Genomic DNA, 25,352 nt, shown 5'->3' with positions numbered 1-25,352 from the left:
GTCACGCCCTCCCGCCGGTTGGCAGCATCATCAGCGCCATCGCGACAATTCCAATGCCGACGCCGGCCATCTGGATCGTGGTCAGCCGCTCGCCGAAGACGAGGAAGGCGATGACGTTGATGGCGACGAGCTGGACGACGGCCGAGAGCGAGATGGCAAGGCCAAGCCCGCCCTCGCGCATCAGCTTCACCATCATGAGATTGCCGGCGCAGTAAAGGGCGAGCGAGAGCAGCAGCATCCAGATCTGGTTGCTGGAGACGTAGGCGCGCGAAGCGGTCGCGGCAGCCAGGAATGTCGCCATGGAAGCGGCGAGGACCGTGAGGAAGGTCGGGGACATCCTAGACATGCTCCTCGTAGCTGTGTCCGGCGCGCAGGCCCTCGCGCACACGGTGGGCGATTTCGAGGAATTCCGGCGTCTCGCGGATGTCGAGCGGGCGCTCCTTCGGCAGCGGACTGTCGATGACGTCGGTGACGCGGCCCGGGCGCGGGCTCATGACCACGATCTTGGTGGAAAGATAGACGGCTTCCGGAATGGAGTGGGTGACGAAACAGATGGTTTTTTCCGTCGCCGCCCAGAGCTTCAGCAGTTGTTCGTTGAGGTGGTCGCGCACGATCTCGTCCAGTGCGCCGAAGGGTTCGTCCATCAACAGCAGGTCGGCATCGAAGGCGAGCGCGCGGGCGATCGAGGCGCGCTGCTGCATGCCGCCCGAGAGCTGCCAGGGAAACTTCTTGCCGAAGCCGGTGAGGTTGACGAGGTCCAGCGTGCGGGCGATGCGCGCCTGCTGCTCCGCCTTCGAATAGCCCATGATTTCCAGCGGCAGCGCGATGTTCTTCTCGATGGTGCGCCAGGGATAAAGCGCGGCCGCCTGGAAGACGTAGCCGTAGGAGCGGTTCTTGCGCGCATCCTCGGGCGTCGTGCCGTTGACGGTGATGGTGCCGGAGGTCGGTTTTTCGAGATCTGCGATGACGCGCAGGAAGGTCGTCTTGCCGCAGCCGGAGGGGCCGATGAAGGAGACGAAATCGCCCTTCTTCACCTCCAGATTGACGCCGGTCAGCGCATGCACCGGTCCGTCGCCGGTGTTAAAGGTGAGCCCGAGATCGCGGGCGGAGACGACGGAGGCGTGGGACGACGTCATGCTGACTGGCTTTCGTGACTGGAGGTTTTCCGCAGCCCTTGTGCCACGTTGCGCGGGCGGCGGAAATCATGCTTCTTTTGCAAAACGGAACAGGAGGACCGGGGATGGACGAGACGACGAAGCCGACCTGCCACATCGTGCGGCCGGAGAGCACCTATGACGGCAAGCAGGGCCTCAGCTACTTCGCCGGCATCGCCGCCGAGACGGTGGGATCGAAGGGCATCTGCATGCATCTTTTGACCATCCCGCCGGGCGGCCGGGCGAAGGCCCACCGGCACGAAAGCCACGAGACGGCGATCTACATGCTCTCCGGCGAGGCCCACACTTGGTACGGCGACCGGCTGGAGCACCATGTGATCGTCAAGGCCGGCGAACTCTTCTACATCCCGGCCGGCGTGCCGCACCTGCCCGCCAACCTCTCCGACCAGCCGGCCTGCGCGGTCATTGCCCGCACGGACCCGAACGAGCAGGAGAGCGTGGTGCTGATGCCGGAACTGGACGCGCTGGCGGTGTGAAAAGCGGTTTCTTCTCTCCCCTTGGGGAGAGGGTGGCGCGACAGCGCCGGGTGAGGGGCCCGCGCGGCACAGTCTCTCGTTGATGATCACCTTGTTCCCTCGCCACATCCGCTCGCGGCCGGATAAAACCGCGTCGCTTCTGATCTCTTGCAAAGACGACCTTCCAGAGCCGCAACGATCGTTTCGAGCACATCCCGACGATGCTCCAGAATCTCGTGGTTCCAGAACCGCAAGACATTGTAACCCTGCGCATTCAGCCAGTCGGTGCGCCTTGCGTCCGAGAGACTGTCGGCATGTTGCGACCCATCGATCTCGACGACCAGCTTCTCTTGTCTGCAGACGAAATCGGCAAAAAACGGCCCGAGCGGAATCTGGCGAGAGAATTTGAAACCGTTGAGGTTCCGATTTTTAAGGTCGAACCGGAGGCGATACTCGGCTTCCGTTTCGTCGCGTCGGAGCGAACGGGCGCGTCCTGTCGCACCATCCCTTCTGATCCAGGCTGAACTCGTCTCTGCCATCGCAAGACCCCTCATCCGACCCTTCGGGCCACCTTCTCCCCAAGGGGAGAAGAGACCGCGCGGCGCGGTCATTTCGCCCCACATGCCGCCATCATCGCATGCCCGTCGCGCATCACACCCCACTCGCCGGGATGCCCGTGCGCTCGACCTTGCGCGGCGCCGTGATCTCCTTCCAGGTCGACAGCGCCTTGGAGACGGCGGGGAAGGGCTCGCGGGCCACGAACTGGCCGTGGCCCTCGCGCGTCTTCACCGCGCCGTCGTCGATCGCCACCACGCCGCGGGTCAGCGTGTAGCGCGGCAGGCCCTTCACGGTCTTGCCCTCGAAGACATTGTAGTCGATGGCCGACTGCTGGCTTTTCGCGGTGATGGTCTTTTCCTTCGTGGGGTCCCAGACCACGATATCGGCATCGGCGCCCACCAGGATCGCGCCCTTCCTCGGATAGACGTTGAGGATCTTGGCGATGTTGGTGGAGGTGACGGCGACGAATTCGTTCATCGTCAGGCGGCCGGTCGCCACACCGTAGGTCCACAGCATTGGCATGCGGTCTTCAAGGCCGCCCGTTCCGTTCGGGATCTTGCGGAAATCGCCGATGCCGAAGCGCTTCTGCTCGGTGGTGAAGGCGCAGTGGTCTGTGGCGACCACCTGCAGCGAGCCGCTGGCAAGGCCGGCCCACAGCGAATCCTGATGCTGCTTGTTGCGGAAGGGCGGGCTCATGACGCGGCGGGCGGCGTGATCCCAGTCCGGGTTTGCATATTCGCTTTCATCCAGCGTCAGGTGCTGGATCAGCGGCTCGCCATAGACGCGCATGCCGTTCTGCCGGGCGCGGCGGATGGCTTCGTGGGCCTGTTCGCAGGAGGTGTGCACGACATAGAGCGGCGCGCCGGCCATGTCGGCGATGATGATGGCACGGTTGGTGGCCTCGCCCTCGACCGAAGCCGGGCGCGAATAGGCATGCGCTTCGGGGCCGTTATTGCCCTCGTCCATCAGCTTTGCCTGCATGGAGGCGACGATGTCGCCGTTTTCGGCATGCACCAGCGGCAGCGCCCCGAGCGCCGCGCAGCGCTGGAAGGAGGCGAACATCTCGTCGTCGTTCACCATCAGCGCGCCCTTGTAGGCCATGAAGTGCTTGAAGGTGTTGATGCCCTTGTCTTCCACGATGGTCTTCATGTCGTTGAAGACCTGTTCGCCCCACCAGGTGACGGACATGTGGAAGGAATAGTCGCAGGTCGCCCGCGTCGACTTGTTGTCCCAGCGCTTCAGCGCATCGAGGAGCGACTGGCCGGGATCGGGCAGGCAGAAATCCACCACCATCGTCGTGCCGCCGGCAAGCGCCGCCCGCGTGCCGCTCTCGAAATCGTCGGCCGAATAGGTGCCCATGAAGGGCATTTCCAGATGCACATGCGGATCGATGCCGCCCGGCATGACATAGCAGCCGGTCGCATCCAGCACGGTATCACCGGCAAGGTTCGGCCCGATCTCCACGATCTTCCCGCCCTCGACCTTCACATCCGCCCTGTAGGTGAGATCGGCAGTCACGACGGTGCCGTTTTTGATGACTGTGGTGGTCATGATGATGTTCCCGTTCGTCATTGGCCTGTTTGCGATGGGTGAAAGCGGTCATTGTCGGCGCCGTCTGTCAGCGCACCGGTCAGGGTCGCCAAGATCGTATCGAGCACGGACGCGCGGTCGCGGCCGAATTCGTGGTTCCAGAAGCGCAGGACGCTGTAGCCGTTTGCGTTCAGCCATTCGGTTCGCTGCAGATCGGCTTTGCTGTCGGCATGCTGGTAGCCGTCCAGTTCAATCACCAACCGGTGCTCCCGGCAGAGGAAATCGACGATGTAGGGGCCGAGAGGCACTTGCCGCGCGAATTTGTAGCCGTTCAGGTGGCGGTTCCGCAGGGCGTTGCAGAGGTCGTGTTCGTCCAGGGTTCCCGCGCGGCGCAGTCGGCGGGCTTGCATCGTCTTGCCCGGCCGGCGCTTGGTAATCGTGTTGGGCGACATCCGGAAAGCCCCCTCATCCGACCCTTCGGGCCACCTTCTCCCCGCTGGGGAGAAGGGAGTTTCCCGCGTGGTGCCGCCGTCGTCAACGGCTTTGGCATCGTTGCGGCGAGGCAATCTCCCATCCTTCTCCCCCACGGGGAGAAGGTGGCCCGAAGGGTCGGATGAGGGGGTATTCCAGGCGGTTCCGTACCTAAGCCTCGACCAGATCCAGCCGCTTTTCGATCCGTGACAGTCGTTCGTCCACGCGGTCGAGACGCTTGGAGAGGCTGGCGTACTGAGCCGTGAGTCCCCCGGACTGATACTCGAGAAGCCCGATGCGCTCCTTGGTTTTAAGATGGTATTGCGTGTGCAGAGCCAACGTTTCCTGCATCCGTTTGAGAGTCTCGTATATGAGTTCGTTCGTGACCTTGTCTGACATGACATCACCTCTCTCGAATTAGAAGATAGGCTGAAAGTCATCACCCCGCAATCTCCGCCGTCTCCACCACGGCGCGCAGCAGCACGTCGCAGCCGGCGCTGGCCCATTCCTTGGAGATCTCCTCCGCCTCATTGTGGGAGAGACCGCCGACGCAGGGGCACATGATCATGGTGGAGGGGGCGACCTTCGCTGTCCAGCAGGCGTCGTGGCCGGCGCCGGAGATGAGGTTCATGTGGGAGTAGCCGAGTTCTTCGGCCGCCTTGCGCACGGAGGCGACCAGCGTCGGGTCGAAGGTGACGGGGTCGAAATGGCCGACGGCCTCGACGGCGCAGCCGACGCCGAGGGCGGAACAGATGTCGGCGGCTTCCGTCTCGATGCGGGCGCGCATGGCGTCGAGCTTGCCCTGGTCGGGCGAACGGATGTCGACGGTGAAGACGACTGTGCCGGGCAGCACGTTGCGGGAGTTCGGCGAGAACTTCACCTGGCCGACGCCGCCGACGCAGCCCGGCTGGTTTTCCATGGCGACGGTCTGCACCATTTCCATGATCCGGGCCATGGCGAGGCCGGCATTGACGCGCATGGTCATCGGCGTCGAGCCGGTGTGCGCTTCGCGGCCGGTGAGTGTGAATTCCAGCCACCAGAGGCCCTGACAGTGGGTGACGACACCGATCTGCTTGTCTTCGGCTTCGAGGATCGGGCCCTGCTCGATGTGATACTCGAAATAGGCGTGCATCTTTCGCGCGCCCACCGTTTCGTCGCCGACCCAGCCGATGCGGGCCAGTTCCTCGCCGAAGCTCTTGCCGTCCATGTCCTTGCGGCCATAGGCGTAATCCTGCGTCAGCACGCCGGCAAAGACGCCGGAGGCGAGCATGGCGGGGGCAAAGCGCGCGCCTTCCTCGTTGGTCCAGTTGGTGACGACGATCGGGTGCTTGGTCTTGATATTCAGGTCGTTGAGCGAGCGGACGACTTCGAGGCCGGCGAGCACGCCGAGCACGCCGTCATATTTGCCGCCGGTCGGCTGGGTGTCGAGGTGGGAGCCGATATAGACGGGCAGGGCATCGGGATCGGTGCCGGGGCGCGTCATGAACATGTTGCCCATGGTGTCGACGCCCATGGTGAGGCCGGCGGCCTCGCACCAGGACTGGAAGAGGCGGCGCCCCGCGGCATCGGCATCAGTCAGCGTCTGGCGATTGTTGCCGCCGGCAATGCCGGGGCCGATCTTCGCCATCTCCATCAGGCAATCCCACAGACGGTCGGCGTTCACGCGCATGTTTTCGCCCGGTGCGGCCACGGCGATACTCCCATTTTTGTCGTGGAGCCTTTGCGGCTCCCTCTTGTTCCCGCCGGACCAATCGGTGCATTCTTGCGCTGCCCTCGCATCAACCGTTGCTCTTCGTGGCAAACTGATTGATAATTTGACCGGTTGGTAAACATTACTCTTTCCGGTGCGGCACTCAAGACGAAATTTGCGGGAAAGTGGGATGTGTGCTCAAATTTTTGGCTGGCCTTAAATTTGAGCATGTGCCTTGATGGCGGGATCGTGACGGGCAGGGGGCAGAGGACGCAATGGCACTTCCGAGGGCAGCGAAAACCCAGCGCCGCACCCGTATCCAGGAGGAGAAGGAAGAGCAGATCCTCGAGGCCGCGCTGGAGGTCTTTTCGTTGCACGGCTTTCGCGGCGCGACGATCGACCAGATCGCCGAGGTCGCGGGCATGTCGAAGCCGAACCTTCTCTATTATTTCCGCACCAAGGAGGCGATGCACCGGGCGCTGATCGACCGGGTGCTGGAGACCTGGCTCGACCCGCTGAAAGCCTTCGATGCCACCGGCAATCCCGAAAGCGAGATCCGCAGCTACATCCGCCGCAAGCTGGAAATGGCGCGGGATTTTCCGCGCGAATCGCGGCTCTTCGCCAACGAGGTCCTGCAGGGCGCGCCACATATCGAGGATATGCTGAAAGGCTCGCTGAAAAGCCTGGTGGACGAAAAGGCGCAGGTGATCCGCGCCTGGTCCAAGGCCGGCAAGATCGCCAAATGCGATCCCTATCACCTGATCTTCTCCATCTGGTCCACGACGCAGCATTATGCCGACTTCGACGTGCAGGTGCGCGCCGTCCTGGGGCAGGAAAATGACGGCGAGGGCCGCTTCGAGGATGCGGCGCGGTTTCTCGAGACGCTGTTCGTCAACGGCCTCAGGATGCGCGAGGCCTGAGGCCCCTCAATCCGGCAGGAGGGCGACGACCAGAAGGCCGAGTGCCGTGGCGATCGCGCCCATCACCACGGTCATCGTTGTCCAGCCATGGCCGAGCAGGCCTTCCAGCAGGATGATGAAGCTCGGCGTCAGGTAGTTGTAGCCCAGCATCTTGGAGGCCGGCAGGCGCAGCGAGGCAAACTGCAGGAGCAGGAAGGTGATGGCCGTCGTGACGACGGCGAGATAGGCGAGGATGAGCCAGATCGCTGCCGGCACTGCGGGGAAGTCGATTTGAAGCACGGGACGCAGCCCGAAGGGCAGCAGCCAGGGCACCGTGAAGACCACGACCCAGAAGCCGAAGGCGACCGGATGTTCGCCGCGCTCGAACTTGCGGATCAACGGAACATAGGCGGCATGCGCCGCGACGCCGACGAGATACATCAGTTCGCCGCGACCGATATCGAAGGCAAGGATGGCGTCGACATTGCCGCGGAAGATCACCCAGACGGCGCCCATTGCGGCAATCACGAGGGAGATGATGACGCCGCCCCTTGTCTTCTGGCCCATCAGCACGAAAGCAAGGCCGGCGCTGATGAGCGGCATCAGCGTGAAGACGGCGCCGGTCGCGACGGGGCTGGTGATTTCCAGCGCCGTGAACATGGTCAGCATGTACACGGCGATGAGGCCGCCAAGTATGGCAAAGCGCCAGGGCTGGCGCGGAAAGACGCGCGGCGCCCGGAAAACGCCGAAGGCGACGACGCCCATGACCACGACCGTCATCAGGTAACGCAAAAGTGTAACGGGGGCCGCGCCGAGTGCGCGGGACGCCAGCCCGCCGAAGGAGAAGGAGCCGGCGACCAGGGCTGCAAAGAGCAACATGGCGGCATGCGCCATCAGCTTTTCCCGGCCCTTGGCGTGGATATTGGCGGTTTGGGCGGGTTTTTCGAGCGGCATCAGGTCTGGTCTCGTGTCACGGCATGCATGCGCCGGATCGTGGTTGGAAGCGCCGGGTCGCCGCGGTGCAGGGCGTGACGCATTCTTCGAATGCGGCTCTCTCTGCACGCGTTGCCTTGCCCGGCAGTTGTCAACTGGAACGCGGTTTGCGTATTTCAGGCGGGGTCGCACGTTTGTCGTCTTCCCTACTGCATATCGGGCCGGGATGCGTATGACCCGGCAGAAAATATTGAAGCTCTCCTGCCAGGATCGCGCTTGGGAATTGCCCCTTCGGTGCGGCAGGTATTTTGATGATGACCTGTGCCGACGCCGGATCGACCGGCGGGATGGTCTGACGTTTGAAGGATAAAGATGACGATCGAATTTCAGGATACGGAACGGCGCAGCAGCGATGCGCTTGCAGAGGTGATCGCCACCATCAAGGGCGAGCGCGTGACGTTGCGCGACATCCTCGCCCAGATGGGCGAGAGCGGCCTGCTGCTGCTCTGCGGTCTTTTGAGCCTGCCCTTTCTCGTTCCGGTCTCCATTCCCGGGGTCTCCACCGTCTTCGGCATCGGCATCGTGCTGATCGGCATCGCCATCACCCTCAACCGGCTGCCCTGGCTACCCTCGCGCCTTGCCGACAAGCCGCTCGATGCGGAAAAGCTGGTGCCGGTGCTGGAAAAGGGTCTCGGTATCCTGCGCCGCTTCGACCGCTTCTTCCGGGTCAGGATGCACGCGCTGACGGATGGCCGGGTGGTGAACCGGGTGAACGGCATGGCGCTGACCGGTGCGGGCGTTCTCCTGATGATGCCGCTCTCGATCATTCCCTTCTCGAACACGCTTCCGGGCGTCGCGATCCTCCTGCTCTCGGCCGGCATTTCCCAGCGCGACGGGCTGGTGGTGGCCGGCGGCTATCTGATGATCGCGCTGACGCTCGTCTATTTCGCCGTGCTGGCCTGGCTGGCGGTGTCGGCCGGGCAGAGTGTGCTGGGCGGGTGATGTGGTTCTCTTCCTCTTCTCCCCTCGGGGAGAAGGTGGCCCGAAGGGTCGGATGAGGGGTTCCGGCCGCCTGATCAAGGGGGAACCCCTCATCGCCTCACTGCGTTCGGCACTTCTCCCCAGGGGGAGAAGAGGTAGCCCGACAGTGCGCGTTTTCGTACGCCGCCGAGCCGACCGTTTCGAAACCCTTTCACCTTCGGTGTCGCCTGCCCAGCGTCACCCCACCCCGGCGCAAGCGCCGACCCGCCCCCTCAAGGGGCGGGTGGGACCGACTATTCCGCCGCCTGCGTGGACATCGGGTTGTTGGGGTGTGTCGTCCAATTGGCATAGGTGGGATCGACGATCTTGCCGGTGCGCTTGTCGATGGCGCCGGGGTCGAGGGGCTGCATGGTGATGCAGTTCTCGACGGGACAGACGTTGACGCAGAGATTGCAGCCGACGCACTCTTCCTCGATGACCTCGAAGTGCCTGACGCCGTCCACCAGCGACGTGATGGCCTGGTGGGACGTGTCCTCGCAGGCGATGTGGCAGCGGCCGCACTTGATGCAGGCGTCCTGGTCGATATGGGCCTTGGCCACATAGTTGAGGTTGAGGTACTTCCAGTCCGTGACATTTGGTACGGCGCGGCCGCAGATATCGTCCAGCGTACGGTGGCCCTTGGCGTCCATCCAGTCGGAAAGACCCGTGATCATTTCCTGAACGATCTTGAAGCCGTAGGTCATGGCCGCCGTGCAGACCTGCACGTTGCCGGCGCCGAGCGCCAGGAATTCGGCCGCGTCGCGCCAGGTGGTCACGCCGCCGATGCCGGAGATCGGCAGGCCGTAGGTTTCCTCGTCGCGGGCGATTTCGGAGACCATGTTGAGCGCGATCGGCTTGACGGCCGGGCCGCAATAGCCGCCATGGCTGCCCTTGCCGCCGATGCTCGGCACGGGGGCAAAATTGTCGAGATCGACGGAGACGATCGAGTTGATCGTGTTGATCAGCGACACGGCATCCGTACCGCCACGCTTGGCGGCGCGGGCGGGGTGGCGGATATCGGTGATGTTGGGCGTCAGCTTGGTGATGACGGGCATGCGGGTGTACTGCTTGCACCAGCGCACGACCATTTCGATATATTCCGGCACCTGGCCGACGGCAGAGCCCATGCCGCGCTCGGACATGCCGTGCGGACAGCCGAAGTTGAGTTCGATGCCATCGGCGCCGGTCTCTTCCACCAGCGGCAGGATCGCCTTCCACTCTTCCTCCACGCACGGCACCATGATGGAGGCGATGAGGGCGCGGTCCGGCCAGTTCATCTTCACCTGCTTCATCTCGCGCAGGTTCACGTAGAGATCGCGGTCGGTGATGAGCTCGATGTTGTTGAGGCCGAGCAGGCGGCGGTCGGCGCCCCAGATCGCGCCGTAGCGCGGGCCGTTGACGTTGACCACCGGCGGCCCTTCCGAGCCGAGCGTCTTCCAGACGACGCCGCCCCAGCCGGCCTTAAAGGCACGCTCGACATTGTAGGCCTTGTCGGTCGGGGGCGCGGAGGCCAGCCAGAACGGGTTGGGCGATTTGATGCCGACGAAAGTGTTTCTGATATCAGCCATGGTTCAATCCTCCCCGTTCTCAGGCAACGGCCGTGACGGGCGCGGCTGCGCTCATCAGGACGTGGTTGATGCTCTCGGCCGCGTCGCGGCCCATGGCGACGCCGGAGACTGTCAGGTCCTGGCCGCCGAAGGCGCAGTCGCCGCCGGCCCAGACGCCGGAAAGCGAGGTGCGGCCTTCGCCGTCCACGGCGATCTTGCCGCCCTCAAGGGCAAGGCCGTCGAGCGCGGGATTGTCGAGTTTCTGGCCGATGGCGACGAGGATCTGGTCGGCGGCAATGGCGCCGGTCTCGCCGGTGCCGGCAAGGCGGCCGTCCACGAGGGCGGTATATTCGACCTCGATGCCGGCGACCTTGCCATCCTTCTCGATGATCTGCTTCGGCGCCAGCCAGTGGCGGATGAAGACGCCCTTGGAGGCGGCGAGTTCCTGTTCGTAGACGGAAGCGTTCATCTGCTCCTTGCCGCGGCGGTAGCAGATCGTCACTTCCTCCGCGCCGAGCAGTTTGGCCTGCACGGCCGCGTCGATGGCGGTCATGCCGCCGCCGATGACGACGACGCGGCGGCCGACGGGCAGAGTGGCCTTGTCGTCGGCGCTGCGCAGACGCTCGATGAAATCGACGGCATCCTCGACGCCTTCGAGCATTTCGCCGGGAACTCCCAGCGTGTTGACGCCGGCAAGGCCGAAGCCGAGGAAGACGGCGTCGTAGCGGGCGGAGAGATCGGCAAGCGTGAAATCACGGCCGAGCGCCTTGCCGTTGACGACCTCGATGCCGCCAATGGCAAGCACGTAGTCGACTTCGGCCTGGGCGAAATCGCCGGGCGCCTTGTAGGCGGCAATGCCGTATTCGTTGAGGCCGCCGGCCTTGGGGCGCGCGTCGTAGATCACGACGTCATGGCCGTGCAGGGCGAGTCTGTGGGCACAGGCAAGGCCGGCCGGCCCGGCGCCGACGACAGCGATCGTCTTGCCGGTCGCGGCGGCGCGCGTGTAGAACTGACGGCCGGCGGCCATGGCGGTGTCGGTCGCATAACGCTGCAGGCGGCCGATCTCGACCGGACGCTCCTCGGCCGTATTGCGCACGCAGGCCTGCTCGCACAGGGTTTCGGTCGGACAGACGCGGGCGCACATGCCGCCCAGAATGTTCTGGTCGAAAATCGTCTTGGCAGAGCCGATCGGGTTGCCCGTCGAGATCTGGCGGATGAAGAGCGGAATGTCGATTTCGGTCGGACAGGCCGTCATGCAGGGCGCGTCGTGGCAGAAATAGCAGCGGTCGGAGGCGACGAGCGCCTCATGTTTGTCGAGTGGCGGATGGAGATCGGCGAAATTCGCCGCGTAATCGGCCGGCGCAAGGCGCCCTGCCGCAATCCCAGTCTGGTTCGTTCCCATTATCGGCTCCCAATGTTGTCTCAGGATGCCAAAACGGTAACACGGAAAATATTTTTATCAAACGGTAAAATATTGGTTCGCAGATTTTCTCAAGGTATTGAAATATTGTCGTATTTTTCCCTTCTGTCGCTCCCTTTTGCAGGCTGTTTGACAGCATGCGGAAAAAAATGGCAGCAAAGTCGGATGGAGGAAAGCCGATGGCCCGCCGACCCGAAAGCACGACCAAACTGGATGATGCCGCCCGCGCCGGCTGGCTTTACTACGTCGCCGGCCGCACGCAGGACGAGATCGCCAGCCAGATGGGCATTTCGCGCCAGTCGGCGCAGCGCCTGGTGTCGCTCGCCATGTCCGAGCGGCTGATCAAGGTCCGGCTCGACCATCCCATCGCCGCCTGTCTGGAGCTTGCGGCGGCGCTGAAGGCGCGGTTCGACCTCGGCCATGTCGAGGTGGTGCCGAGCGACCGGCAATCGGCCTCCACCACGATCGGCATTGCGGAGGCGGCGGCGGAGGAAATCAGCCGCTGGCTGAAGACGGAGCGACCGATCATCATGGCGCTCGGCACGGGCCGCACGTTGAAGGCCGCCGTGGACCAGCTGGCGCCGATGGAATGCCCGCAACACCGCATCGTGTCGCTCACCGGCAATATCGGCCGGGACGGATCGGCGGCCTATTACAACGTCATCTTTTCCATGGCTGATGCGGTGAAGGCGCGGCATTTTCCCATGCCGCTGCCGGTGCTGGCCTCCTCGCCGGAAGAACGTGACATTCTCCACAAGCAGCAGCTCGTGCAGTCGGCGCTGGAGCTTGGCCGCGCCGCCGATGTCGCCTTCGTCGGCGTCGGCGAGCTCGGGCCGGACGCGCCGCTGGTGCTCGACGGCTTCCTCGAGCGCGAGGAGATGATGCGGCTGATTGCGGAGGGAGCCTGCGGGGAAATCTGCGGCTGGATGTTCGATGGCGAAGGGAGGCTGATCGAGCGGGGGGTCAACGCGCGCGTTGCGTCCGTGCCGCTGCCGTCGCGCGAGAGCGCCTCGGTGATCGGGATCGCCATGGGGCCGCGCAAGCTGCCGGCGCTCGCGGCTGCCCTCAAAGGTCGTGTCGTCAACGGCATCATCACGGATGAGGCGACTGCGCGGGCCGTACTTTCCGCCTGATCCACAGGTCAGTTCGCCACTGATTTTCAGAAATTTTCCTTTTAAAACAAAAGGCGGCCTCTGCTTTTCGGCACTGCAGCGACGAATGCAGTTGACAGTTTGCGGGAATTTGTGGGTAATTGCTCACGAGCGAAGCAAATGCTCATTATTGCTTCTGGGAGGAAGACCATGAATTTGAAAGCGCTGCTGCTGGGCACCTGCTCGGCTGTCGTTCTGTGCTCTTTTGCGCAGGCCGAAACCCTGACCATCGCGACCGTCAACAATGGCGACATGATCCGCATGCAGGGACTCACATCCGAATTCACCGCTAAGAACCCCGACATCCAGATCGAGTGGGTCACGCTGGAAGAAAACGTGCTGCGTGAGCGCGTCACCACCGACATCGCCACCAAGGGCGGTCAGTACGACATCATGACGATCGGCACCTACGAGGTTCCGATCTGGGCCAAGCAGGGCTGGCTGCTGCCGCTCGACAATCTCGGCGCCGATTATGACGTCGACGACCTGCTGCCGGCCATCCGCTCGGGCCTCACCGGCGAAGACGGCAAGCTCTATGCCGCGCCCTTCTACGGCGAAAGCTCCTTCGTCATGTACCGCAAGGACCTGATGGAGAAGGCGGGGCTGACCATGCCCGACGCGCCGACCTGGGAGTTCATTGCCGATGCCGCCCGCAAGATGACCGATCGCAATGCCGGCATCAACGGCATCTGCCTGCGTGGCAAGGCCGGCTGGGGCGAGAACATGGCCTTCCTGACGGCCACCTCCAACTCCTTCGGCGCGCGCTGGTTCGATGAAAACTGGAAGCCGCAGTTCGACCAGCCGGAATGGAAGAACACGCTGGACTTCTACGTCAAGCTGATGAACGACGCCGGCCCGCAGGGCGCTTCCTCGAACGGCTTCAACGAGAACCTTGCGCTCTTCCAGCAGGGCAAGTGCGGCATGTGGATCGACGCCACCGTGGCGGCATCCTTCGTGACGAACCCGAAGGACTCCACCGTCGCCGACAAGGTGGGCTTCGCGCTCGCTCCCGACAACGGCCTCGGCAAGCGCGGCAATTGGCTGTGGGCCTGGAGCCTTGCCATCCCCGCCGGCTCGCAGAAGTCGGAATCGGCCGAGAAGTTCATCTCCTGGGCAACGGGCAAGGCCTACGGCGAACTCGTCGCGTCCAAGGAAGGCTGGGCCAACGTTCCTCCGGGCACGCGCACCTCGCTCTATGAAAACCCGGAATACCAGAAGGCGGCACCCTTCGCGAAGATGACGATCGACTCGATCAACGCGGCCGACCCGAAGAACCCGACCGTCAAGCCGGTTCCCTATGTCGGCGTGCAGTTCGTGGCCATTCCGGAGTTCCAGAGCCTCGGCACGACCGTCGGCCAGCTTTTCTCGGCAGCCCTTGCCGGACAGTCGAGCGTGGATGATGCGCTGGCCCAGGCCCAGCAGGTGACCGAGCGCGAAATGACCCGCGCCGGCTACATCAAGTAAGCAGACTGGCTCCAAAGGACGGCTCGCCCGGCAACCGCCGGACCAGCCAAGCCGGCCTCTTCCGACAGGGGGAGGCCGGTCCTTCCGCAGGGCGTTCAGCCGGGCGGACAGGGTTTGCGCGACGCTAAAGTCGAGCCTCACGATGCGCCTGAGCATCTTGAGATACAGGCGAAATCTACCATCCGTCATCCTAGGGCTCGACCCGAGGATCCATGGCCACACCCGTCAGCGCTTGAAAAAGTGGATCCTCGGGTCAAGCCCGAGGATGACGTCGAGGAGATGTTCGGCCTCACAGGAACGTTATGCGGAAGGCCTCCCCGCACTGATGGCAGCGGGGCGCTTCACGGGGGAGGAGATTTCATCATGTCGACCCGCAACACGCAGGGACTGGCCAGAGCCATGATGGCGCCGTCCGTCGTCCTGCTGCTTATCTGGATGATCGTACCGCTGGCCATGACGCTGTGGTTCTCGTTCCAGAACTACAATCTCCTCAACCCGGCCAATGTCAGCTTCGCCGGGCTCTTCAATTACCAGTATTTCTATACGGACCCCGCCTTCTTCCAGTCGGTCTGGAACACGCTCGTCATTGTCGTCGGCGTTCTCCTGATCACGCTGATCGGAGGCACGGCGATCGCGCTCCTCCTCGATCAGCCGATGTTCGGACAGGGCATCGTGCGCATCATGATCATCTCGCCCTTCTTCGTCATGCCGCCGGTGGCGGCGCTGATCTGGAAGAACATGATCATGCATCCCGAATACGGGGTTCTGGCCGACATCAACCGCTCCCTCGGCTTCCAGCCGGTCGACTGGTTCGCGCAATATCCGCTGCTTTCCATCGTCATCATCGTTGCCTGGCAGTGGCTGCCGTTTGCGACGCTCATCCTGTTGACCGCGTTGCAATCGCTGGATGGCGAGCAGAAGGAAGCGGCCGAGATGGACGGCGCCGGCTTCGTTTCGCGCTTCATCTATCTGACGCTGCCGCATCTGGCCCGCGCCATGACGGTCGTCATCCTCATCCAGACGATCTTCCTGCTCGGCGTCTACGCGGAAATCCTCGTCACCACCAATGGCGGGCCGGGCTATGCCTCGACCAATCTCGCCTTCCTCATCTATCGCACCGCGCTTCTCGGCTACGACGTCGGCGGCGCCTCGGCCGGCGGCATCATCGCCGTCATCCTCGCCAATATCGTCGCCATCTTCCTGATGCGCGCCGTCGGCAAGAACCTCGATCGTTAAGGGAGCACACCATGGCCCGCGCCGTTTCAAGCCGCCGCAAGCTCGCCGCCACCGTTGCCGCCTGGGCTGTCGCGCTGGTGATCTTCTTCCCGATCCTCTACACGGTCATCACCTCCATCAAGACCGAAGGGGAAGCGATCTCCGGCTTCAGCCTGATCCCGTCCTTCACGCTGGAGAACTATTTCACCGTCCAGTCGCAGAAGGACTATTTCAAACCCTTCATGAATTCGGTGGTGCTGGCGGTCGGCTCCACGCTGCTGGCGCTCGTCATTGCCGTGCCGGCTGCCTGGGCCATGGCCTTTTCGCCGACGAAGCGCACCAAGGACATCCTGATGTGGATGCTCTCCACCAAGATGATGCCGGCGGTGGCGGTTCTCGTGCCGTTCTACCTGATGTTCCGCGATTTTGGCCTGCTCGACACCCGCATCGGCCTCACCGTCATGCTGACGATGATCAACCTGCCGATCGTGGTGTGGATGCTCTACACCTACTTTCGCGAAATTCCGGGCGAGATCCTGGAGGCGGCGCGCATGGACGGGGCATCGCTCTGGGGCGAGATCGTCTACGTGCTGACGCCGATGGCGGTGCCGGGCATTGCCTCGACCATGCTGCTCAACATCATCCTCGCCTGGAACGAGGCCTTCTGGACGATCCGCCTGACGACGACCAATGCCGCGCCGCTGACGGCCTTCATCGCCTCCTTCTCCAGTCCTCAAGGGTTGTTCTGGGCGAAGCTTTCGGCCGCCTCGACCATGGCGATCGCGCCGATCCTGATCATGGGCTGGTTCAGCCAGAAGCAACTGGTGCGCGGCCTGACCTTCGGCGCCGTCAAGTAAAACACTGTCACCGCGGGGAGCGGGTTTATGGGCAAGATCATTCTCAAGAACGTCACCAAGTCCTTCGGCGCGACGACCGTCATTCCGGACATCAACCTGACGATCGATGACGGCGAGTTCGTCGTCTTCGTCGGTCCCTCCGGCTGCGGCAAGTCCACGCTGCTGCGTCTCATCGCCGGCCTCGAGGATACGTCGAGCGGCGTCATCGAGATCGACGGGCGCGACGTGACGGCTGAGGCGCCGGCAAAGCGCGGGCTTGCCATGGTCTTCCAGTCCTACGCGCTCTATCCGCATATGAGCGTGCGCAACAACATCGCCTTTCCCCTGAAGATGGCGAAGACCGATCCTGCCATCATCGAAAAGAAGGTGACGGATGCCGCCCGAATCCTGAACCTCACGGCTTATCTCGATCGCCGGCCGGGCCAATTGTCGGGCGGCCAGCGCCAGCGCGTCGCCATCGGCCGGGCCATCGTGCGCGAGCCCTCGGCCTTCCTCTTCGACGAGCCGCTGTCGAACCTTGACGCGGCGCTGCGCGGCACGATGCGGCTCGAAATTTCCGAGCTGCACCAGACGCTCAAGACCACGATGATCTACGTGACGCACGACCAGGTGGAGGCCATGACCATGGCAGACAAGATCGTCGTGCTGAATGCCGGCCGGATCGAGCAGGTTGGCTCACCGCTCGATCTTTACAACAAGCCCGACAATCTCTTCGTCGCCGGCTTCATCGGCTCGCCGCGCATGAATTTCATTCCGGCCGCCAAGGCCGGCATTTCGGACGCTCATACGGTGGGTATCCGTCCCGAACATATCCGCATCAGCGGTGAGGCCGGCACCTTCCGAGGGACCGTTGGCGTGGCCGAACATCTGGGCGCCGACACGTTCCTGCATGTCAATGTCGATGGCATCGGCACGATGACGGTGCGCGCCGGCGGCGAAGTTCCGGTCTCGCATGGCGATACCGTCTACCTGACGCCTGAGGCCGGGCGCCTGCACCGTTTCAATGACAAGGGAGTTGCAATCCGATGAAGAGACTGGACGGCAAGAGCGCCATCATCACGGGTGCTGCGCGCGGCATTGGCCGGGCGTTTGCCGAAGCCTATGTGCGCGAGGGCGCGACGGTTGCGGTCGCCGATATCGACATGGAGCGCGCCAGCGCCACGGCCGCCGAGATCGGCCCGCAGGCCTATGCGGTGAAGATCGACGTTTCCAGTCAGGATTCCATCGACGCGGCCGTCGGCGCCTGCGTGGAGCGGGCCGGTGGCATCGACATCCTCGTCAACAATGCCGCGATCTTCGATCTGGCACCGATCGTCGAGATCACCCGCAAGAGCTACCAGCGCATCTTCGACATCAACGTTGCCGGCACGCTGTTCACGCTGCAGGCCGTGGCAAAGCAGATGATCGCGCAGGGACGCGGCGGCAAGATCATCAACATGGCGAGCCAGGCCGGCCGTCGCGGCGAGGCGCTGGTCGGCGTCTACTGCGCCTCCAAGGCGGCGGTGATTTCCCTGACCCAGTCGGCCGGTCTCGATCTCATCAAGCACGGCATCCGCGTCAATGGCATCGCGCCGGGCGTGGTCGGCAGCGAGATGTGGGACGAGGTGGACGCGCTGTTTGCCAAATACGAGAACCGGCCGCTCGGCGAGAAGAAGCGCCTTGTCGGCGAAGCCGTGCCGCTCGGGCGCATGGGGACGCCGGAAGATCTCGCCGGCATGGCCGTCTTCCTGGCCTCGGCGGAGGCCGACTACATCGTCGCCCAGACCTACAATGTCGATGGCGGCAACTGGATGAGTTGACGTATGAGCTTCGGCTCATGAAATTTGCAGGCAAAGGCAACGATGTCGGTTGTCTTTGCCAAAGCCGCGCGCAAGGAATGGGCGCGGCCTGACGGATGATGACCGGCGCACGGCCGCTTGTGAGGACATGACCATGACGACCAGACTTTCGCTCGGCACGCTCGATGCCATCAGCAAGACGGCGACGGTGCCCGCCTACCGGCGCGATCAGCTGTCGGCCGGCATCCTGCATTTCGGCGTCGGCAATTTCCATCGCGCCCACCAGGCGGTCTATCTGGACGATCTTTTCAATCTCGGCCTCGACCATGACTGGGCGATCGTCGGCGCCGGCGTGCTGGCCTCCGACGCCGCGATGAAGGACAAGCTCGCGGCGCAGGATTACCTGACGACCGTGGTCGAGCAGGACAACAACAAGAGCGGCGCGCGCGTCACCGGCGCCATGATCGATTTTGTCACGCCCGGCGATCCCGCCGCCATCGTTGCGCGCCTCGCCGATCCCGCCATCCGCATCGTCTCGCTGACGATCACCGAAGGCGGCTATTTCATCAATCCGGCGTCGGGCCACTTCGATCCCGAGCACCCGGCTATCGCCACGGACGGTGCCAATCCCGATGCGCCGAAGACCGTTTTCGGCCTGATCGTCGCCGGCCTCAAGGCGCGCAAGGCGGCCGGCCTCGCGCCCTTCACCGTGATGTCCTGCGACAACATTCCCGGCAATGGCGAAGTCACCCACGCGGCCGTTTCCGGTCTGGCGCGGCTGTCGGATGCGGCCTTTGCCGACTGGATCGATGCGAACGTCGCCTTCCCGAACGGCATGGTGGACCGCATCACGCCCGCCACCGGTCCGCGCGAGATCGGCATTGCGGCCTCGGACTATGGCATCGACGATGCCTGGCCGGTGTTCTGCGAAGAATTCAAGCAGTGGGTTCTCGAAGACAAGTTTCCGCTCGGCCGTCCGGCGCTCGAAAAGGTTGGCGTGCAGTTCGTGCCGGATGTTGCGCCCTACGAGCACATGAAGATCCGCATCCTCAACGGTGGCCATGCGGCGATCGCCTATCCGGCCTCGCTGCTGGATATCCATTTCGTGCACGAGGCGATGGAAGATGACGACATCCGCGCCTTCCTCGCAAAGCTCGAGCATGACGAGATCATCGCCGTCGTGCCGCCGGTGCCGGACACCGATCTCAACGACTATTTCAAGCTGATCGAGACGCGCTTCCTGAACCCGAAGATCGGCGATACGATCCCGCGCCTTGCGCAGGACGGTTCCAACCGCCAGCCGAAGTTTATCCTCCCCTCGGCGGCCGACCGGCTGGCGCGCGGCGAGGACGTCGTCGGGCTGTCGCTGGTGTCGGCGCTGTGGTGCCGGTATTTCGCCGGGACCTCCGACAGCGGCAAGACCATTGTCTTCAACGATGCCAGCGCCGAGCGGCTGCAGGCGGCGGCGCTCGCTGCCAAGACCGATCCGGACGCCTTCCTTGCGCTTTCCGACATCTTCGGCGATGTTGGGCGCTCCGACCTTTTCCGTCGGCGCTTTGCCCATGCGCTGAAAACGCTCTGGGAGAAGGGCACGCGCCAGACGCTCAGGCTCTATATCGAGGGCAAGCTGGCCGAGTAAGGCGGCGGGTTGCACCCGAATGACGACGGAGACGTGATCGACATGGACTGGACGCCGCCACAGCTGGTGATTTTCGACTGTGACGGTGTACTCGTGGACAGCGAGCCGATCTCCATGGGCGTGATGCTCAGCGTGCTGGCCGAGGCCGGTGTCGCGATGACGACCGAGGAGGCAACGCACCGCTTCCTCGGACGCAGCATGAAGACGATCATCGAGATTCTTCATCAGGATTTCGGTCTCAAGGCCGACGAGGCGATGCTGGAAGCCATGCGGGCGCGGCTCTACGACCGCTTCCGCGCCGAGCTGCAGCCGGTGGAGGGCATCGCCGAGGCGATTGACGGGCTGCCCGTGCCGCATTGCGTGGCCTCCTCCAGCCAGCCGGAGCGCATTCGCCTCTCGCTCGGTGTCACCGGGCTTCTCGACCGCTTCGAGCCCAACATCTTCAGTGCGACCATGGTCGCCAACGGCAAGCCCGCACCGGATCTTTTCCTGCATGCAAGCAACCGCATGGGCGTTGCGCCGGCGGACTGCGTGGTCATCGAGGACAGTCCGGCCGGCATCGCCGCGGCGCAGGCGGCGGGCATGCGGGTTTTTGCCTTTGCCGGCGCCGGCCACTCGCGCAATGACCGGCATCGCTCGGCGCTGGCCGAGCTTCAGCCCGACCTCCTGTTTGACGACATGCGCGCGCTGGTCCACCTTGTGCGCGAGAAACAGGTCGACGGAACATCCCTTTGAAGCGTGACCCCGTAAATGCCGAGCGTGACCATGTCATAGCCGTGGATATCGGGACGGGCAGTGCGCGTGCCGGCGTCTTTGACGGCGCAGGCGCGCTTCTGGCGCGCGCAGACCATCCGATCGCGATGCATCGCCCGGCCGAGGGGCGGGCCGAGCAGGATTCGGAGGATATCTGGCGTGCGGCCTGCACGGCGGTTCGCGCCGCCCGGATGGCAGCGCGTGTCGGTGCGGATCGGATCGGCGCCATCGGCTTTGATGCGACCTGCTCGCTGGTCGTGCGCGATTGCGAAGGGCAGCCGCTCTGCATCAGCGAGGCGCAAGGGGAAGAGGAAGCGGCTGGGCCGCGCTGGGACACGATCGTCTGGCTCGACCATCGCGCGGCGGAGGAGGCAGAGGCCTGCACGGCGACCGGCCATCCGGTGATGGTTGCGTCGGGAACCGTGATGTCGCCGGAAATGCAGATGCCGAAGCTGATGTGGCTGAAGCGGCACCTGCCGGCGCGCTGGGCCCGGGCGGGCCTCATCTTTGACCTTGCGGATTTCATGACCTGGCGGGCGACCGGCTCGGCGGCGCGTTCGCGCTGCACGCTGGCGGCCAAATGGCATTACGGGCCGGCGGCGGGATCGGGTTGGGATCGCGATTTTCTCGCGGCCATCGGGCTCGAAGACCTTGAAGAGCGGTGCGGTCTTTCCGCCGGGGTTCTGCCGGTCGGGGCGAGTATCGGGTCCTTGACGCCGGAGGCAGCCGCCGATCTCGGTCTTGATCCCGAGACGCGGGTCGCGGCCGGGCTCATCGATGCCTATGCCGGGGCGCTTGGCGTTCTGGGCGGGCAGGCCGGCGATGTCGGGGCTCTTGGCCGGCAGATGGCGCTGATCGGCGGAACATCGGCCTGCCTCGTTGCCTTTTCCGCCACCGCGCGGCCGGCGCGGGGTCTGTGGGGACCCTATCATGAAGCCGTCTTTCCCGGTCTCTTCCTGATCGAAGGCGGTCAGTCGGCGGCGGGCGGGCTTTTGGACCACATTGTCCGCAGTCATGGCGGCGGGATGCTGCCGGATGCCGCGGGCCACAGGCGTATCATCGACCGCATCCGGGCGTTGCGGGATGCGGAAGGTGCGGCCTTCGCCGTCCGCCTTCACGTGCTGCCCGACTTTCACGGCAATCGCTCCCCGCACGCGACGCCCGATGCGCTGGGCGTCATCTCCGGCCTGCCGCTCGACAGTTCCTTCGATGCGCTGTGCCGGCTCTACTGGCGCACGCTGGTGTCGCTCGCGCTGGGTATCCGCCAAATTCTGGACCTCATGGCAAAGGCAGGGTACCCCGCCGAGACGCTGCATGTGACGGGCGGCCAGGTGCGCAATTCGCTGCTGGTCGAGCTCTATGCCGACGTGACCGGGTGCCGGGTCGTGGTGCCGCGCACGCCGGATGCGGTGCTGCTCGGCACGGCGATGGGCGCGAGCGTCGCCGCAGGGCTCCATCCCGACCTTCAGGCGGCAGGGGTCGCGATGCAGCCGGAGGGAGAGACGATACTGCCATCGCCGGAGCGTGCGGCGCACTACGAACGCGATTATGCGGCTTTTCTGCTGCTGCAACGCCAGCGCGCCGAACTGGAAGCTCTCATCTCAGCATGAGCGCGGATCGCCATTCCTAATAAAATGGAAAGTCGCTTCAAAAAAACTCCGATGCGGCTGGAACCTTCTTCATGGTCGGGCCGTTTCAGGGGTGTTCCTGATGTGTGCATGCCCCCAACTGCACATCCGATACTCAGGAACATCCAACTCACGCCCCCCGGTGAGTTGCGAAAAATCAGCCAGTGCCCCCCCCTCGGCACTGGCTGTTCTTTTTTCAGCCTTGCGCCAACCGGGCTTCCACCGAGCCGATGTCGATCGACGCCGGCCCCCAAAGCGGTTGGCTCAGCCTGGCAATTCCTCGTATTCATTGCCGGGGATGGTGAGCCGGTACTCGACGAGATCGCTATCGGCGCCATAGGTGGCCGTGCCGCCGACTGCGGTCGGCACCACGCGCTCCAGGACGGTGCGGGCGAAACCGCGCGCTTCGGCGACATCTGCGCCTTCTGCCTTGCCCCGCTCCTCGTGCCAGACGATGTCCATCGCCGGAAGATCGCGCAGCGTCGATGGTCGGGTGGAAAGTCGCACAGGCGGAGTGCCGGCGGCGAGCGCTCCTTCACTGGCGGAATTGACGATGAGTTCGTGCAGGGCGAGGCCGACATGGAGCGCGGCATTCGGACTCAGTCGGATGTCGCGGCCGTCGCGCCGCAGGACAGTGGACGCATCGCCGGCATAGGCGGTCATCTGTTGATCCACGAGTTCGAAGAGATCGGCCCCCCGCCAGCTCGAATCGGTCACGAGGTCCTGCGAGCGGGACAAGGAGTGCAGCCGGCCGCGAAACTGGGTGAGAAAGATTTCCAGTGACTGGGCCTGCCGTGCGGTCTGTGTCGCGATTCCCTGGATGATCGCCATCAGGTTTTTCGAGCGGTGGCTGAGTTCGCGCAGCAGCGTTTTCAGAACCTTCTCGCGGTGCCGCGTGTCGGAAATGTCGGTGAAGACGAGCAGCACGCCCTTGTGGTCCCCCGCTTCCAGCCATTCCAGATCAACGCGGTAACTTCGCGTGCCGTCACTGGCGGCCATGTCGAGTTCAAGGGATCGGGGATCTGTTCCCGGCAGCGTGGCGCCGAGGGCCGAGCGGAAGCTTTCTCCGGCTTCGGCCTGAAACAGCAGGCGGGCATCGCCGAATTCTTCCGTCAACGATGCGAGCGGGCCTGACAGATTATGGGCGGTAATCAGCCCGCCATCGTCGCGCTGGAAGCGAAACGCGGTACCGCTGCGGGCAAGAACGGTGCGCAGGACTCGCTCGACCGGGTGTTCATTGTCTGCAGTCTCTGTTCCGTCCGCCGCCTGTGTCACGGTCTGCCTCATTGTTGTCGTCCGCATGCCAGCAGAAGACACTGCGCGGACGGGGCGCGACGCCGGACGGGTTCAGGGCGGCGCGCCGTGTCTATCAATGCTAAACTAGGGGAAATACGAGCCGCAGCAAGTGCGGCTCGCGACCATCAGGCCGCAGCCTTGGTGGATTCGTTGAAGAACAGCGCCTGGCTGATCAGCGCCTTGACCATGTCCGGGTTGAAGGGCTTGGTCACCAGGAAGGTCGGCTCGGGGCGTTCGCCCGTCAGCAGCCGCTCCGGGAAGGCGGTGATGAAGATCACCGGAATGGCGGCGGTCTTGAGGATGTCGTTCACGGCGTCGATGCCGGAAGAGCCATCGGCGAGCTGGATGTCGGCGAGCACCATGCTCGGACGGGTGTTCTTGTAGAGCGTCACCGCCTCCTCATGGGTGCGGGCAATGCCGACGACGCGGTGGCCGAGGCTTTCCACCATTTGCTCGATATCGATGGCGATGAGCGGCTCATCTTCGATGATCATGATATCGGTCGCGACCTGACGCGAAATTTCGTGCGAGGCACGATCTAGGACCGTCGAGATCTGGCGGGCGTCGATGTCGAGGATCTCAGCCGCTTCTGCCGGCTGAAAACCTTCGACGGCAACCAGCAGGAAGGCCTGGCGTGCCAGCGGGGAAACGCTGGCGAGATTGAGCGAGGCGCGCTGCTCCCAGGCAAAGGGAGAAACGGGCTCGGGAATATCCAGCGACGTCTGGCCGTAGAGCTTGGTGAACAGGCGGAACAGCGCGACGCGATCGTTGTCGTTTTCCGGGAAGATGGAAATATCGGCAATGAGCGCCTCAAGCACGGCGGCCACATAGGCGTCGCCAGATGTCTGGGAACCGGTCAGGGCACGCGAGTAACGACGCAGATACGGCAGGTAAGGCGCGATCCGGGTAGACAATGACATTCAAGAAACTCCCTCATGCGGGGCGTATGCTTCCCCAATGGTGCCACAACGCGAATGTTAAAAAAAGGTTCCTGCTACTGGAACAAAAAAACCTCTGATGCATTTCTGGTCAGGAAATTGTGCACAGGATGGCATCCGACTATGAAACATCAGCACGGGGAGGGGCGTCCGCCGGTCCGGACGGTCGCGACCGACGACCCCAACGCGCAGATCGCGACGCGCCTGCGATCGCTTTATCTTTCTGTCCAGGAGGAGGCGATTCCCGATCGCTTTCTGGACTTGCTCGAGCAACTCGACGCCGTCGAGCAGGTATCGAAGAAGAGCGCCAGCGAGTGAGCGTGAGCATGGAACCCGAAAAGACGAGCTTCAAGCGTGAAATGCTCGCAGCGCTGCCGAGCCTGCGTGCGTTCGCGATGTCCCTGATCGGACGTCACGACAAGGCTGACGACCTCGTGCAAGACACCATCATGAAGGCCTGGGCCAAGCAGGATCACTTCGAGATGGGCACGAATATGAAGGCCTGGCTTTTCACCATCCTGCGCAACGAGCTTTACAGCCAGCTGCGCAAGCGTGGCCGCGAAGTGCAGGATAGCGACGGCTATTTTACCGAGTCGCTTGCGCAGCACCCCTCGCAATACGGATCTCTCGACATGCAGGATTTCCGCAAGGCGCTGGACATGCTGCCGCCCGACCAGCGGGAAGCCATCATTCTTGTGGGTGCCTCCGGTTTTTCGTATGAGGAGGCAGCCGAAATCTGCGGCTGCGCGCTGGGTACGATCAAGAGCCGTGTCAATCGCGCGCGCCAGAGGCTTCAGGATCTCCTGAAGGTGAACGGCGAGCATGAATACGGGCCGGATGCAACGTCCGCGCCCTTGACATCCCGCGCCTTCGTATCGTGAGGCAGCAACAGGGGAGCAGGACGTGTGTTCCGCGCCTCGGCAGCGGGACTAAGG

The 25,352-nt window shown here is 63.8% G+C and carries 26 protein-coding genes; 14 read left to right on the top strand and 12 right to left on the bottom strand.

What is annotated here, in order from left to right; genetic code table 11:
* Position 1 precedes the first annotated feature (1 nt).
* Together F3H41_RS07335 and F3H41_RS07330 are read right to left on the bottom strand one after the other, a co-directional pair.
* Positions 2-337 (bottom strand): hypothetical protein, encoded by a 336-nt coding sequence (locus F3H41_RS07335; protein WP_244616094.1) that lies wholly within the window; start codon positions 335-337, stop codon positions 2-4.
* Position 338: 1 nt separating this feature from the next.
* Entirely contained in the window at positions 339-1,136 is a 798-nt protein-coding gene (locus tag F3H41_RS07330) for an ABC transporter ATP-binding protein (protein WP_149737906.1), read from the bottom strand.
* A gap of 104 nt (positions 1,137-1,240) precedes the next feature.
* Here F3H41_RS07330 and F3H41_RS07325 point away from each other — a divergent pair, with 104 nt between their 5' ends.
* Complete coding sequence (locus F3H41_RS07325; protein ID WP_149737905.1) at positions 1,241-1,651, top strand: cupin domain-containing protein; 411 nt, start codon at positions 1,241-1,243, stop codon at positions 1,649-1,651.
* An 86-nt stretch (positions 1,652-1,737) separates the two neighbouring features.
* On the opposite strand, the gene F3H41_RS07320 is transcribed toward F3H41_RS07325, so the two are convergent.
* From F3H41_RS07320 to F3H41_RS07300, 5 genes are all read right to left on the bottom strand, one after another.
* Positions 1,738-2,184, bottom strand: coding sequence for a DUF559 domain-containing protein (locus F3H41_RS07320; RefSeq protein ID WP_244616133.1), 447 nt, complete (start codon positions 2,182-2,184; stop codon positions 1,738-1,740).
* Between the two features lie 97 nt (positions 2,185-2,281).
* Positions 2,282-3,739, bottom strand: coding sequence for a dihydropyrimidinase (gene hydA, locus F3H41_RS07315; RefSeq protein ID WP_149737903.1), 1,458 nt, complete (start codon positions 3,737-3,739; stop codon positions 2,282-2,284).
* Positions 3,740-3,756: 17 nt separating this feature from the next.
* Entirely contained in the window at positions 3,757-4,377 is a 621-nt protein-coding gene (locus tag F3H41_RS07310; RefSeq protein ID WP_149738256.1) for a DUF559 domain-containing protein, read from the bottom strand.
* A complete protein-coding gene (locus F3H41_RS07305) occupies positions 4,361-4,588 on the bottom strand; it encodes a hypothetical protein (protein ID WP_149737902.1) in 228 nt (75 codons plus the stop codon). Before F3H41_RS07305 ends, F3H41_RS07310 begins: the two co-directional genes overlap by 17 nt.
* 40 nt (positions 4,589-4,628) lie before the next feature.
* On the bottom strand, positions 4,629-5,879 hold the full coding sequence (locus tag F3H41_RS07300) for a Zn-dependent hydrolase (RefSeq protein ID WP_149737901.1): 1,251 nt from the start codon (positions 5,877-5,879) through the stop codon (positions 4,629-4,631).
* 275 nt (positions 5,880-6,154) lie between these two features.
* Here F3H41_RS07300 and F3H41_RS07295 point away from each other — a divergent pair, with 275 nt between their 5' ends.
* The gene (locus F3H41_RS07295) at positions 6,155-6,799 is read left to right on the top strand and encodes a TetR family transcriptional regulator C-terminal domain-containing protein (protein WP_149737900.1); all 645 of its coding nucleotides are present in this window, start codon (positions 6,155-6,157) and stop codon (positions 6,797-6,799) included.
* 6 nt (positions 6,800-6,805) lie between these two features.
* Here F3H41_RS07295 and F3H41_RS07290 read toward each other — a convergent pair whose 3' ends face one another.
* On the bottom strand, positions 6,806-7,732 hold the full coding sequence (locus F3H41_RS07290) for a DMT family transporter (protein ID WP_244616093.1): 927 nt from the start codon (positions 7,730-7,732) through the stop codon (positions 6,806-6,808).
* A gap of 351 nt (positions 7,733-8,083) precedes the next feature.
* Here F3H41_RS07290 and F3H41_RS07285 point away from each other — a divergent pair, with 351 nt between their 5' ends.
* Positions 8,084-8,713 carry an exopolysaccharide biosynthesis protein gene (locus F3H41_RS07285; RefSeq protein WP_149737899.1) on the top strand — a complete coding sequence of 210 codons (630 nt, stop codon included), beginning with the start codon at positions 8,084-8,086 and terminating at the stop codon, positions 8,711-8,713.
* Positions 8,714-8,985: 272 nt separating this feature from the next.
* On the opposite strand, the gene preA is transcribed toward F3H41_RS07285, so the two are convergent.
* Together preA and F3H41_RS07275 are read right to left on the bottom strand one after the other, a co-directional pair.
* Positions 8,986-10,299 (bottom strand): NAD-dependent dihydropyrimidine dehydrogenase subunit PreA, encoded by a 1,314-nt coding sequence (preA, locus tag F3H41_RS07280; RefSeq protein ID WP_149737898.1) that lies wholly within the window; start codon positions 10,297-10,299, stop codon positions 8,986-8,988.
* A 19-nt stretch (positions 10,300-10,318) separates the two neighbouring features.
* Positions 10,319-11,680: an NAD(P)-dependent oxidoreductase gene (locus tag F3H41_RS07275; RefSeq protein WP_149737897.1), complete on the bottom strand. Its 1,362-nt coding sequence runs from the start codon at positions 11,678-11,680 to the stop codon at positions 10,319-10,321.
* Positions 11,681-11,877: 197 nt separating this feature from the next.
* Here F3H41_RS07275 and F3H41_RS07270 point away from each other — a divergent pair, with 197 nt between their 5' ends.
* The 9 genes from F3H41_RS07270 (at position 11,878) to F3H41_RS07230 (ending at position 22,165) form a co-directional block, all read left to right on the top strand.
* A complete protein-coding gene (locus tag F3H41_RS07270; protein ID WP_149737896.1) occupies positions 11,878-12,831 on the top strand; it encodes a sugar-binding transcriptional regulator in 954 nt (317 codons plus the stop codon).
* Between the two features lie 168 nt (positions 12,832-12,999).
* Positions 13,000-14,313, top strand: coding sequence for a sugar ABC transporter substrate-binding protein (locus F3H41_RS07265; RefSeq protein ID WP_149737895.1), 1,314 nt, complete (start codon positions 13,000-13,002; stop codon positions 14,311-14,313).
* 363 nt (positions 14,314-14,676) lie between these two features.
* A complete protein-coding gene (locus F3H41_RS07260) occupies positions 14,677-15,549 on the top strand; it encodes a sugar ABC transporter permease (protein ID WP_149737894.1) in 873 nt (290 codons plus the stop codon).
* 11 nt (positions 15,550-15,560) lie between these two features.
* Positions 15,561-16,385: a carbohydrate ABC transporter permease gene (locus F3H41_RS07255; RefSeq protein ID WP_149737893.1), complete on the top strand. Its 825-nt coding sequence runs from the start codon at positions 15,561-15,563 to the stop codon at positions 16,383-16,385.
* 27 nt (positions 16,386-16,412) lie between these two features.
* Positions 16,413-17,414 (top strand): ABC transporter ATP-binding protein, encoded by a 1,002-nt coding sequence (locus tag F3H41_RS07250; protein WP_149737892.1) that lies wholly within the window; start codon positions 16,413-16,415, stop codon positions 17,412-17,414.
* Positions 17,411-18,184 carry an L-iditol 2-dehydrogenase gene (locus F3H41_RS07245; RefSeq protein WP_149737891.1) on the top strand — a complete coding sequence of 258 codons (774 nt, stop codon included), beginning with the start codon at positions 17,411-17,413 and terminating at the stop codon, positions 18,182-18,184. The genes F3H41_RS07250 and F3H41_RS07245 overlap by 4 nt, the downstream gene beginning before the upstream one ends.
* Before the next feature lie 133 nt (positions 18,185-18,317).
* The gene (locus tag F3H41_RS07240) at positions 18,318-19,802 is read left to right on the top strand and encodes a mannitol dehydrogenase family protein (RefSeq protein WP_149737890.1); all 1,485 of its coding nucleotides are present in this window, start codon (positions 18,318-18,320) and stop codon (positions 19,800-19,802) included.
* A 42-nt stretch (positions 19,803-19,844) separates the two neighbouring features.
* Positions 19,845-20,537: an HAD family hydrolase gene (locus F3H41_RS07235; protein WP_149737889.1), complete on the top strand. Its 693-nt coding sequence runs from the start codon at positions 19,845-19,847 to the stop codon at positions 20,535-20,537.
* Positions 20,534-22,165: an FGGY-family carbohydrate kinase gene (locus F3H41_RS07230; protein ID WP_149737888.1), complete on the top strand. Its 1,632-nt coding sequence runs from the start codon at positions 20,534-20,536 to the stop codon at positions 22,163-22,165. Before F3H41_RS07235 ends, F3H41_RS07230 begins: the two co-directional genes overlap by 4 nt.
* 282 nt (positions 22,166-22,447) lie before the next feature.
* Here F3H41_RS07230 and F3H41_RS07225 read toward each other — a convergent pair whose 3' ends face one another.
* Both F3H41_RS07225 and F3H41_RS07220 read right to left on the bottom strand, forming a co-directional pair.
* Positions 22,448-23,470, bottom strand: a complete 1,023-nt coding sequence (locus F3H41_RS07225) for a sensor histidine kinase (RefSeq protein WP_188129361.1) — start codon at positions 23,468-23,470, stop codon at positions 22,448-22,450.
* Between the two features lie 134 nt (positions 23,471-23,604).
* Positions 23,605-24,399, bottom strand: coding sequence for a response regulator (locus F3H41_RS07220; protein ID WP_149737886.1), 795 nt, complete (start codon positions 24,397-24,399; stop codon positions 23,605-23,607).
* Positions 24,400-24,540: 141 nt separating this feature from the next.
* On the opposite strand from F3H41_RS07220, the gene F3H41_RS07215 reads away from it, so the two are divergent.
* Positions 24,541-24,735, top strand: coding sequence for a NepR family anti-sigma factor (locus tag F3H41_RS07215; RefSeq protein WP_149737885.1), 195 nt, complete (start codon positions 24,541-24,543; stop codon positions 24,733-24,735).
* 8 nt (positions 24,736-24,743) lie between these two features.
* The gene (locus F3H41_RS07210) at positions 24,744-25,298 is read left to right on the top strand and encodes an RNA polymerase sigma factor (protein ID WP_149738254.1); all 555 of its coding nucleotides are present in this window, start codon (positions 24,744-24,746) and stop codon (positions 25,296-25,298) included.
* Positions 25,299-25,352 lie beyond the last annotated feature (54 nt).

The sequence above is a fragment of the Rhizobium sp. RU20A genome (assembly GCF_900155885.1).
In the GTDB taxonomy this organism is placed as follows: domain Bacteria; phylum Pseudomonadota; class Alphaproteobacteria; order Rhizobiales; family Rhizobiaceae; genus RU20A.
Note: the sequence above shows the minus strand (reverse complement) of the source record. Positions and strands in the feature narration are given on the sequence as shown.